Source organism: Devosia sp. 2618 (genome assembly GCF_040546815.1).
Classification (GTDB): domain Bacteria; phylum Pseudomonadota; class Alphaproteobacteria; order Rhizobiales; family Devosiaceae; genus Devosia.
Map to the genome: position 1 here is coordinate 3,633,095 of NZ_JBEPOO010000001.1, position 11,853 is coordinate 3,644,947.

The 11,853-nt window shown below is 59.4% G+C and carries 9 protein-coding genes and 1 pseudogene; all 10 read left to right on the forward strand.

The window, feature by feature from the left end:
* Positions 1–241: 241 nt before the first annotated feature.
* A complete protein-coding gene (locus ABIE28_RS17955; RefSeq protein WP_354065304.1) occupies positions 242–1,231 on the forward strand; it encodes an ABC transporter permease in 990 nt (329 codons plus the stop codon).
* A complete protein-coding gene (locus ABIE28_RS17960; RefSeq protein WP_354065306.1) occupies positions 1,228–2,073 on the forward strand; it encodes an ABC transporter permease in 846 nt (281 codons plus the stop codon). The genes ABIE28_RS17955 and ABIE28_RS17960 overlap by 4 nt, the downstream gene beginning before the upstream one ends.
* Positions 2,074–2,190: 117 nt before the next feature.
* Entirely contained in the window at positions 2,191–3,729 is a 1,539-nt protein-coding gene (locus ABIE28_RS17965) for an ABC transporter substrate-binding protein (RefSeq protein WP_354065308.1), read from the forward strand.
* A 138-nt stretch (positions 3,730–3,867) separates the two neighbouring features.
* On the forward strand, positions 3,868–5,772 hold the full coding sequence (locus ABIE28_RS17970; protein ID WP_354065310.1) for an ABC transporter ATP-binding protein: 1,905 nt from the start codon (positions 3,868–3,870) through the stop codon (positions 5,770–5,772).
* Positions 5,759–6,658 (forward strand): coenzyme F420-0:L-glutamate ligase, encoded by a 900-nt coding sequence (gene cofE, locus ABIE28_RS17975; protein WP_354065311.1) that lies wholly within the window; start codon positions 5,759–5,761, stop codon positions 6,656–6,658. The genes ABIE28_RS17970 and cofE overlap by 14 nt, the downstream gene beginning before the upstream one ends.
* Positions 6,659–6,739: 81 nt before the next feature.
* Positions 6,740–7,681, forward strand: coding sequence for a putative F420-0 ABC transporter substrate-binding protein (locus ABIE28_RS17980; RefSeq protein ID WP_354065313.1), 942 nt, complete (start codon positions 6,740–6,742; stop codon positions 7,679–7,681).
* A gap of 26 nt (positions 7,682–7,707) precedes the next feature.
* Complete coding sequence (locus ABIE28_RS17985; RefSeq protein ID WP_354065315.1) at positions 7,708–8,694, forward strand: iron chelate uptake ABC transporter family permease subunit; 987 nt, start codon at positions 7,708–7,710, stop codon at positions 8,692–8,694.
* The gene (locus ABIE28_RS17990) at positions 8,691–9,479 is read left to right on the forward strand and encodes an ABC transporter ATP-binding protein (RefSeq protein WP_354065317.1); all 789 of its coding nucleotides are present in this window, start codon (positions 8,691–8,693) and stop codon (positions 9,477–9,479) included. Before ABIE28_RS17985 ends, ABIE28_RS17990 begins: the two co-directional genes overlap by 4 nt.
* Positions 9,480–9,694: 215 nt before the next feature.
* Positions 9,695–11,122 (forward strand): NADP-dependent phosphogluconate dehydrogenase, encoded by a 1,428-nt coding sequence (gene gnd / locus ABIE28_RS17995; protein WP_354065319.1) that lies wholly within the window; start codon positions 9,695–9,697, stop codon positions 11,120–11,122.
* Between the two features lie 245 nt (positions 11,123–11,367).
* Positions 11,368–11,673 (forward strand): annotated as a pseudogene (locus ABIE28_RS18000) (integrase core domain-containing protein); the annotation flags it as partial.
* Positions 11,674–11,853: the final 180 nt, after the last annotated feature.

The following is an 11,853-nucleotide window of genomic DNA, read 5'->3' on the forward strand; positions in this document are numbered from 1 at the left end:
CTTATAGGCACGGTTTTGAGAAGAAACATCGCAAGCACTGATGCTCATAACGCGCAAAAAGTTATCTAGTTATATCAATATTTTGATATCGCACATTATCGCGTTGAGCGCCCTTGGCGCCAATGATTTTCAGGAATCGCGCGAAGGATGATTGACAAACCCCGCGCTTATCGGGAATTATTAGACATCTGATGTCTTGGTCGTAGTTGTGCCTTTCTCCCAAGCTGGAGTGCCCGTATCCGTGCTGTCTTCTGCTGTTTTCATCGTCCGCCGTCTGCTACAGGCAGTTCCGCTGCTGTTCGCAGTGATGACGACAATGTTCCTGCTGCTCGAGCTGGCGCCCGGCGACCCCATTCAGGCCATGGTCGGCGAATTCCCCGTCACGCCGGAATATCGCGCTCAGCTCAACGAGCGCTTCAACTTCGACGCGCCGGTCTGGGAGCGCTACATCAGCTTCATCGGCAACGTCGCGACGTTGAATTTTGGCCATTCCTTCGCCAATTCGCGCGACGTGACCGCGCTCATTCTCGAGCGCATTCCGAACACATTGCTGCTGACGGTTTCGGGTCTGGTCTTTGCGGCGATGATCGGGATCTTCATGGGCGTGCTTGCCTCGACCTCCAAAAGCCCGTTTGGGAGAACGTCGATCAGCACGCTCGCGCTGGCCGGCTACAGTATGCCAGCCTTCTGGATGGGGCAGATCTTCATCATGATCTTTGCCCTCTGGCTCGGATGGTTTCCCGCGCAGGGCATGACTGACCTGCGTGCGAGAAACGTCGGCTTCGACCACTTGCTGGATGTGGGTATGCACCTGATCTTGCCCGCGGCCGTGCTTGCGCTTCGGGAAGTGGGGATCATCACCCGCATTACCCGCGCTTCGATGCTGGACGCAATGGGGCAGGACTATATCCGGACAGCCCGCGCCAAAGGCGAGCCCGAACATAGTGTGATCTGGGGCCATGCCCTGCGCAATGCGCTGCTGCCGGTGGTGACAGTGATTGGCTACGGTTTCGGCTTTGCCTTGTCCGGCTCCGTGCTGGTCGAAACGGTGTTCGGTTGGCCGGGAATGGGCCGCCTGCTCTACGATGCGATCGCCATGCAGGACAATGCCGTAATTCTCGGCATCTTCTTCTTTATCGCCTGCACTGTCGTGCTGGCCAATGCGCTGACCGACCTTCTCTATACCTGGCTCGATCCCCGCATCGACCTTCGCAAGGGGGCATCCAAATGACCACAGCACCGACAATTGCAAGACGCTGGGAGCTTTTTCCAGTAGCGCCCTCGACCATCATCTGTGTTTTCATTTTGGTTGTCTTCGCGGTCGCTGCTGTCGCCAGTCCATGGATTTCTCCGCATGATCCATCGCTGGTCACGCGAAACATCCTGCAGCCACCCTCGTCCGAACATTGGTTCGGCACCGACAATTTGGGCCGCGACGTGTTCAGCGGTGTTTTGCGTGGCGCCAGCAATTCGATGGTGATCGGCGCGTCCGTCGGCCTCATCGCCTTCCTGATCGGGGTGACGATAGGCTCGTTCTCGGGCTTTGTCGGTGGACGGGTCGATGCCGTTTTCATGCAGGTGGCCGCCTTCTTCCAAGTGATGCCGAGCTTCATCCTCGCTCTGGTGGCGGTGGCGATCCTTGGACGAAGCACTGTGCTGGTCATAGCCGTGCTCTCAATAACTCAATGGTCCGATCTGGCGCGCATCGTGCGTGCACAATACCTGACCATCAGAAGCTCGACCTATGTGGAGGCCGCCCATGCTGCGGGGCTGAGCAAGCTGCATATCGCGGTTCGCGAAATCCTGCCCAATGCCATCTCACCAGTTATCGTCGCCGCCACACTTAATGTCGGCAGCGCCATCCTGCTTGAATCCGGTTTGAGCTTCCTCGGCCTGGGCGACGCAAACAATCCCAGCTGGGGCGAAATGCTGAACCGCGCCCAGCCCTACCTGTCGCGCGCCTGGTGGATGAGCGTTTTTCCCGGAGCGGCCATCTTTTTGGTGGTGGTTTCAATCAACTTCATTGGAGACGCGCTGAACCACGCCCTCGATCCGCAGAACCGAGCCCGATAGGCGAGCCCCACCTGGCCTGCCACAAGCACACAAGAAGAGCGGCAACAAACCGCCGTCAACTGTGACAAATGGAGAATTAAATTGGGAATAAGCAGAACTTACAAACTTGAGGGCGCTTTGCTCGCAGCGCTTCTGTGCGCCGCCTCTGGAACGGCGCTCGCACAGGACGTCGAACCCAAAGATGGAGGAACGGCCATCTTTGCGGTGAGCAACAATCCGGCGCACCTGAACGGTGCCATCTCGACCAATCCAGAGATTCAGCGCACGGCCATGGCACTCCTAGAAGGCCTGACCTATGTTGGCGGCGACATGCAGCCAAAGCCCGAACTTGCCGAATCTTGGGATATTTCCGATGACGGCAAGACGTATACTTTCCATTTGCGTCAGAATGTGACCTGGCATGACGGGACCCCGTTCACCTCTGCCGATGTCAAGTTTGCCATCGAACAATTGGCGCCGCTCAAAAGCACCGGCAAGGCCCTGCAGGAAATGATCGAAGCGGTGGAGACACCCGACGATCACACGGTAGTGGTCAATCTCAAACAGCCTTTCCCATCTATCCTCGTCATCATGTCCGACGATTCCGTGCCGATCCTGCCCGCCCATCTCTACGAAGGCACGAATATCTCGGACAACCCCCACAATCTGGCGCCGGTTGGCACCGGGCCATTCAAATTTGCCAGCATGACACCCGGCGCTCAAGTCGAGCTCGAACGCAATGAAGACTATTGGGGTGGCCGCCCCCATCTCGAAAGACTGATCTTCACAGTCGTTCCCGATGCCGGCTCGCGCCTGACCAGCTACCAGTCCGGGGGCGTCGACTATCTGTTCGGCTCCTTCGTTGACCTGGGAATGGTCTCTCAGTTTGGCGCCGTACCCGATACCGAAGTCAATGCCGCGCGAAACCTGCCGGCTAACATGGTTCTGATCTTCAACACCGAACGTAAGCCCTTCGACGACAAGCTGGTGCGCCAGGCACTGTTCCAGGGCCTTGATCGGGAGCTGATGGTGGCGGCCGCATACGACGGCCAAGCTCAGGTGTCCGCCTCCATCATCCCAAGGGCCCTGCAGCCCTTCTACTCCGCCGAGACGGATTATTCGGAGATCTACCCGTTCAGCACGGAGGCGGCCCGTCAGGCTCTCGAGGCAGCGGGGGCAGCCGATCTGACGGTCAACATTTCTTTCCGCCCCGACCTGGCTTCGGCACCGCAGATAGCCGACGTGATGAAATCGAACTGGGAGCAGATGGGGGTCACCGTAAACCTCAGGCCGGAAGAATTGGCAGTATGGCGTGAAACGGTTTTCACCAAAAAGGACTTCGACGTTACGCTGCTATCCTATGGCAGCTATGGTGATCCGGTGCTCGGAATTCAGCGCGTTTATGTCTGTGTCGCGGATGACCCGCAGATGACCTACACCAACCCGTCAGGCTACTGCAATCCAGAGGTGGATGCGATGTTCTTCGACGCCGCAACCCGTAGCAGTCCTGCGGACCGCGCCATACCCTATGCCGAGGTGCAGAAGGTCTTGGCAGACGACCTGCCTTCGGTTCCCCTGGCCGACAATTCCAAGCTGGATGTGGGCAACAGCGCCCGCCTCGGTGGGCTGGACGAATTCTTCCAGTCCTGGGACTTCAGCGTCCTTTGGGCTCGATAACACACTCCAGTGGCGGGCCTCGGCCCGCCACTCCTACTTGATCCACTGGGTCCGACACAATAAGGATACCGGAGGTCTGCAGCCACTCATCGCGTCTTGCGCGACAGGCTGGGGCAGATCTGCCGGGCAGGAACGTCCATGAACGGAACAACGCCAGACAACGCGGCCACGCCACCGAATGTAGTTGGCGAGGGCATCCAGGCCAACGCACGCCCACGTCCACCAATCTTGAAGGTCGAAGGTCTTTCCACCGCCCTGCGGACTTCCCGCGGCCTTTTGCCTGTCGTGCACGACGTCAGCTTCACGGTCGAACCGAACCAGACCGTCGCCGTGGTTGGCGAATCCGGCTCCGGCAAGAGTGTCACCGCCTTGTCGCTCATGCGCCTGTTTGCGCCGCAACTGGCCAAGATTAGCGGACGCGCCGAACTCGAGGGGCGCGATCTCCTGTCGCTCACCGAGACTGAGATGCGCACCATACGCGGATCGCGCATTGGAATGGTCTTTCAGGAGCCCATGACCAGTCTCAATCCGGTGATGACCATCGGCCAGCAGATCGGAGAAACCCTCAGGCGACACAACGGCATGGCGGCCTCCGCTGCCAGAAGCGAAGCAAGAGCCCTTCTCGACAAGGTGCGCATTCCATCGGCCGACAGCCGCCTGGACGACTATCCTCACAATCTTTCGGGCGGGATGCGGCAGAGGGTCATGATCGCCATGGCACTGGCCTGCAAGCCCAGCCTGCTCATTGCTGACGAACCCACAACCGCTCTCGATGTGTCAATACAGGCTCAGATACTGGACCTGCTGAAATCTCTGCAGGAATCTGACGGCTTGGCCGTGCTTTTTATTACTCATGACATGGGCGTGGTCGCAGAAATCGCGGATCGCACAGTGGTGATGCGCCACGGGCGGGTTGTCGAGGACGACAGGACCGAAAACATTTTCAAGGCCGCACAGCATCCCTATACCCAATCCCTGATGGCTGCCGTGCCCAGGCTCGGGGCCATGCGCGGCAAGGCAATGCCAGCTCCCTTCCTGGAGCTGAACGCAGAGACGGGATTACCCAAGGCGGGGATTGACGACGCACGCCCGAGTCTGCCCCCCGACACCGATATAGTGCTCAAGGTTGAAAACCTCTCCACCCGCTTTCCGCTGCGCAGCAGCGGCGTGCTGGGAAGGATCAAAGGCAGGATCCATGCAGTAGAGAATGTCTCATTCGATCTGGCCAAGGGAGAGACGATCGGGGTCGTGGGTGAATCCGGGTGCGGCAAGTCCACGACGGGCCGCTCCATCATGCGCCTCGTTGAGCCGGACACTGGCAGCATCCTCGTCGGAGGCGTGGATTTTCGCAAGCTCAAGGGAAACAGGCTGCGTCAGGAGCGAGGGGCTATCCAGATGATCTTTCAGGATCCCATGGCCAGCCTGAATCCGCGTGTTCCCGTGGGTCAGATCGTGGCTGCTCCCCTGCTTGCTCACGGCCATTCCGATTCCTACTTGGTGCGGCAGAAGGTTGAGCAGGCGCTTGCCGATGTCGGACTGACGGCAGAAATGGCCGATCGCTATCCGCACCAGTTTTCAGGCGGGCAGCGACAGCGGATCTGCATTGCGCGAGCGCTGGTGGTCGATCCGAAGGTCATCGTTGCTGACGAAGCGGTATCGGCCCTGGACGTTTCGATCAAGGCACAAGTGGTCAACCTGTTGCTGGCTTTGCAGCAGCGCCGACGCCTATCCTATGTCTTCATCTCCCATGACATGGCGATAATCGAACGGGTCAGCCACCGGGTCGCCGTCATGTATCTGGGCGAAATCGTCGAAATCGGACCGCGACACGCGGTCCTCGACAACCCGCAGCACCCCTATACAAGGCGCCTCATGTCGGCGGTACCGATCCCCGACCCCGCGCAGCGTGGTCAGCGGCACCATGTCGTCGCCGATGACCTCAAAAGCCCAATTCGACCGCCCGATTACGTAGCCCCAGTGAGGCGTTACATAGAGATCGCGCCGGGCCACCTGGTCCAGGAGACGACCGATGAGTGGCGTTGAGATGCTTCTGCTGCATGAGAGGTCGAACAGCGAGCAAGAGCCCGAAGGTGGCATCGTCCAGTTGCGTTCCCCGTCTCGACCGGAGGCCAGGGTTCGAGAGGACGGTCTTCCTCGACCCGCTCGGCCGGTGGCCGACCTTGCATTAACCGCGCTTCACAACCTCCCGGACTTCTCCCCCGGAGATCCGCTCGGCGACATCCTCGCCGACGCATTGGCGGATTTTGCGCCATTTGATTCCGGCGACGTGCTGGTCATCGCCCAGAAAGTGGTGTCGAAGGTCGAGGGGCGCCTTCGACAACTGGACGAAATCGCCCCACAAGCGCAAGCTACGGAACTGGCCGAACACTTGAAAAAAGATGCAAGGCTGGTCCAGGCGGTGCTCGATGAATCCCGGCGCGTCGTCCGCGCGGAAAACGGCGTCCTGATCGTGGAGCATCGGCTCGGGCTGATCATGGCGAATGCCGGCATCGATCAATCCAACGTCATGCAGTCGGACGGCGGCACGATCCTGCTCCTGCCGGACGATCCGGATGGCAGCGCTGCAGCCTTGCGTCTCGAGATTGCGCGCCATCTCGCAACAGCGCCTGCCATTGTCATTGCCGACAGCATTGGGCGCCCCTGGCGTGAAGGCGCGGTTGGCACGGCCATAGGTGTTTCGGGGCTTCCGGCGCTGCTCGATCTGCGGGGCAACGACGATCTCTATGGCAGGAAGCTGCGAGTGACCACGGTTGCCCACGCCGATCAACTGGCGGCTGCCGCGTCCATCCTCATGGGACAAGGCAAGGAGGGGATACCGGCCGTTCTTATGCGTGGAGCCTATGCGCGAGGCCCCGCGGGAGCCATGTCCGACCTAATCCGACCCAGCGGGAATGATCTCTTCCGATGATGCCTGTTCTATAGCTGCATAAACGCCAGCCGCCTCAACCCGACCTCAACGCCGCCATGCGCGGCATTCAAGAAGATCGACATGCGTCCAATCCTTTTTTCATTCCTGTTTCTGGGTCTTGCTGGAACCGCAACACATGCCTCGACCGATTATCCTCTAGTCATCGACAATTGCGGAATAGAGGTCACCTTCAGTCAGCCACCGGAAAAGGCCATCGCCATCAAGTCTACATCGGCGGACTTGCTGCTTGAACTTGGGCTTGAGAGTCACATTGCCGGTGTCGCCTTCCTCGATGAACCGCTCGAACAACGCTGGGCCGCAGCGTCCCGCGAGCTTGCGGTGATCTCTGATAAACTGCCGTCGCAGGAGGCGGTTCTGGCGCTGGAGCCGGATTTCATCTATGGCGGCTGGGAAAGCAACTTTGCTCTCGACGGCGTAGGGGAACGGTCGGCCTTGGCGCGTTTGGGTGTTAACTCCTATGTTTCCCCGGCAGCATGTCGATCGCTGAAACCCGCGACGCTCACTTTTGAAGCGCTATTTCATCAGATCCTGGAAATGGGCGCGATCTTTAACGTCACTGACGTCGCTGCCGACCTTGTTGCAACGCAACGTGCGCTTCTGGATTCCATTCAGCCGGACGAGCGAGGCCTTACCGCTGTCTGGTATTCCTCAGGCGTGAAGACGCCCTATGTGGGTGCAGGCAGCGGGGCACCGCAGATGATTTTGAACACGATCGGACTGCAGAATATTTTCGCCGATGTAGACGAGAGCTGGTTTTCGACCAGTTGGGAAATTGTGGTCGACAGCAATCCCGACCTGATCGTTCTGGTGGATTCGACGTGGAATTCGGCGGCCCAGAAGAAACAGTTTCTTGCCGAAAACCCTATAACCAGTCGCTTGGATGCCGTCATCAACGAACGCTATCTGGTCATCCCATTTCCCGCGTCCGAAGCAGGCATTCGCAATGCCGGGGCCAGCGCCGACATGGCAAGGCAGTTGAGCACAATACCCGCCACACCATGATGGCGTCGGGACGGTACAGGATTGCATTGGCAGCGCTCGGTTTTGTCCTGCTTGCCAGCATTGTCATCGGTGTCACGGTAGGCGCTGCAGACATCAGCGCGCGGGAAGTGTGGTCCACTGTCGGGTTCCGTCTGGGCCTCCTGGCCGAAAGTGATGTCGGCGACCTGCGGCAAACCATTGTCATTGACTTGCGTCTGCCCAGACTGATCACTGCCGCGTCAGTGGGGGCGGGCCTCGCACTGTGTGGCACCGTGTTGCAGGCATTGACACGCAATCCGCTCGCCGATCCTTATCTTCTCGGTCTCTCATCGGGTGCTTCGCTTGGCGCCGTCACTCTCTTGACCCTTGGCCTCGGGCTACTGATGCCTTTGGGCGCCTTCCTCGGCGCCTGCGCGGCCATCACGTTGACCTTGGCAATAACCAGCTTGTTGGGCGGGCTTTCACCGGTCAGGGCGGTCCTATCCGGCATCGCCGTCTCTGCCCTTGCGTCGGCATTCACATCTCTGTTGATTTTCTGGTCCGCAAGTGGAGACGCCTATCGAGAAATCCTCAGCTGGCTGGTCGGATCACTGAGCGGCGCGCTTTGGTTTGACGCATGGCTGACCTTGACCGCCTTGGTTGTGTTCAGCCTCCCCATGATACTGTCTTCCCGGTCGCTCGATGCATTGGCTTTCGGCGACAGATCGGCCGCCGCCCTTGGTGTGAATGTCGGCATCCTGCGCTGGGTCATGTTCGCCAGTACCGCCATGTTGACGGGCCTGCTTGTAACGGTCGGCGGCGCTATCGGCTTTGTCGGCCTCGTTGTGCCTCACGTCGCCAGACTGATCACTGGCAACCAGCATCGAAAGCTTCTGCCGCTTTCCCTCCTTTTGGGCGCGCTGTTGATGGTGTTCACCGACACCTTGGCGCGCAGCCTGTTCACCCCTCGCGAATTGCCGGTCGGTGTCATAACCGCCATTGTTGGGGCACCCATATTCCTTCTCGTGCTCGTTAAATATCGACGGCTGACATGAGCAGCGACCTGATCATCGACAATCTGTCCGTTCAGACCAATGGCGTGACACTCGTCCGCTCGGCGTCGGCCATTGTACCCGCTGGCAAGCTGACAGGGTTGCTCGGCCCGAATGGTGCCGGCAAATCGACGCTGATGCGCGCCGTGCTTGGACTAACAGCCGTCCACGCTGGAAGCGTAAGGTTTGGCGATCAAGATCTGCTCGCCATGCCAACGGGCAAGCGAGCACGCCTCGCGGCGCTTGTTGAGCAGGAGGCTGGTTCTGAGGTCAATCTCACCGTGGAAGAGGCCGCCCTGCTGGGCCGGATCCCTTACCAATCCAACTGGCAACCAGGGCCTTCGCCGGACGACTTCGCGCGTGCGCGGTGGGCTCTGGCGGCCGTCGACATGACTAGCTTCGCTACGCGCCCGTTTGTCAGCCTGTCTGGCGGGGAGCGCCAGCGGGTGCATATTGCCAGGGCCCTGGCACAGGAGCCAAGGCTTCTGGTCCTCGACGAACCAACAAACCATCTTGATATAAACGCGCAGCTATCCACGCTGCGACAACTGCGAAACCTGGCCAGAGAGGGCAGGACAGTGCTTGCGGCCATGCACGACATCAACCTTGCAGCCGCGTTTTGCGACGAGCTGATCATAATGAGCAGGGGAGCGGTCGTGTGTGCAGGTGTTCCCCATAGGACATTAAATCCAGAACTCATAAAGGCTGTGTATGGCGTTTCCGCAATCATGTTGCGGCATCCATCGACCGGCCGACCGTTGGTTGCATATGAGCCTTGCGATGATTGAGGGGTTGGGCTCATTCCCGAGGCCAAGCCCTACGTACCCGCGTAACAAAAAGGGCGCTAAGTCGGCAGCACGGTCACAGATCGCAACACTGTTGCGATTGGAGCATGGGGCATTTCCGAATTTGTTCCGCTCAACGAATTGTCGGCGGGTTCACACCGCCGAAATCTGCTTCATTTCGAAGCAGTGATATCCCTTTTTCGAGGAGGTTAAATCAGATGAATTCTAATGCAACAGCGGATATTGGCCTTATCGGCCTGGCGGTCATGGGTTCCAACCTCGCCCTCAATATCGCCGAAAAAGGCTACACCGTTGCCGTTCACAACCGTTCGGCCGGGCGCATCGACGAACTCGTCGAATTGGCCAAGGCGCAGGGCCTCGACAAGAACACGATCCCGAAATACGACCTCGCCGAATTCGTGCAGGCCGTAAAGGCTCCGCGCTCGATCATCATCATGGTCAAGGCCGGCCAGCCGGTCGACGACATGATCGAGCAGCTCCTGCCGCATCTGTCGCCGGGCGATGCCATCATCGAATGCGGCAACTCGCTCTATACCGACACGCAGCGCCGCTTCGACTACCTCAAGCCCAACAATATCGGCTATCTCGGCGTAGGCGTTTCCGGTGGTGAAGAAGGCGCCCGCCACGGCCCTTCCATCATGGTGGGCGGCTCCAAGGAACAGTGGCACAATGCAGAAGCGGTGCTTACCGCCATCGCTGCCAAGTTCAACGGCGAAAGCTGCTGCGCCTATCTCGGCGAGGGCGGCGCGGGCCACTTCGTCAAGACCATCCATAACGGCATCGAATATGGCGACATGCAGATGATCGCCGAAGTCTATGGCGTGATGCGCGATGGGCTCGGCATGAATGCTGCCGATTGTGCTGAAGTCTTCAAGGAATGGAACAAGGGTCCGCTCAATTCCTACCTGATCGAGATTACCGGCCACGTCCTCGCCGCTATCGATCCCCAGACCAACAAGCCGCTCGTCGATCTCATCCTCGACAAGGCCGGCCAGAAGGGCACCGGCATGTGGTCCGCAGTTGTCGCCCAGCAGATGGGCGTACCGGCTACCGCCATCGAAGGCGCCGTTGCCGCCCGTTCGCTCTCCTCGCGCAAGTCCGAGCGCGTCGTGGCCGAAGGCATCTATGGCAAGCCCAACCGCGCCAAGACCAACGTGACCCTGGCCGATCTCGAAAAGGCGCTGCTCGCCGGCAAGATCGTCTCCTACGCCCAGGGCTTCGCCGTCATCGCCAAGGCGTCCGAAGAATTCGGCTGGTCCCTGCCGCTCGCCACCATCGCGAAAATCTGGCGCGCCGGCTGCATCATCCGCTCGCGCTTCCTCGACCAGATGAGCTCGGCCTATGAAAAGGGCGGCAATACCAATCTGCTGGTCGTGCCCGATTTCGTCGCCATCATGAAGGACAGCCATCCGAGCCTGCGCAAGGTCGTGGCCGCAGCCGCCATCGGCGAATTCCCGATGATCTGTCTGTCTGCCTCGCTGAGCTATTTCGATAGCTACCGCCAGGCTCAGGGCACCGCCAACCTCATCCAGGGCCAGCGCGATTTCTTCGGCGCCCACGGCTTCGAGATCGAAGGGCGTGGCGGGGATCTGCACGGGACCTGGCCCAGCACGCTGGGCAGGTAAAACCTGTTGCCGCTGTTTTGTCGGCGAGAATGGAGTGCATAGTGGCCGGCGCATTGGTAGTAATTCTTGCGGTTCTTCGCAGCGGCAAGGGCCAGGAATGAGGCGGCGGTCATAGCCAGTCTCCTCAGCAGTGTGGTTATGCAAACCAATGTTGAGACCTCAGACCTGTTCTGGCTACCCGCTGCGTGATGTGTGACCGCACGGCTGGCCAAACCCATCCGCAGTCTTACTTCCAGCCGTGCTATGGCCAGGACTTCATCGCCAAAGCGGTGCGGAATGGAGAGTAGCGATCGGCGCAAAGACCGCTTCCATCGAGCCGGGCAGTCCTTGAGAGAACGGCTACTGCGAGAGCTTCAACTCCAAGTTGCGCGACGAACTGCTCGACGGCGAGACCTTCTAAATCATCGCCGTGGCCAAGGTCGTCATCGAGGAATGGCGGCGCTACTACAACACCGAACGGCCGCACTCATTCACTCGGCTACTGACCACCGGCACCGGAGGCCATTATTTGGCCGGCGACACCACGCGGCTCTGCGCCACCATCTGTCTAGACTAGGGGATGGCCCGAAGCCGATCATGCTTTAAGAATGACACTTGTTTAGCCCACCGTTTGGGGCAGGCCAATGCCCCACACATCAATCAGTGCGTAATCTCATTACTGAAAACCTGCTAGAAGTTAGGAACAGGACGCCGCTTACGCTGTGCATCAAAGGTGCACAGGTGTGCGTTCT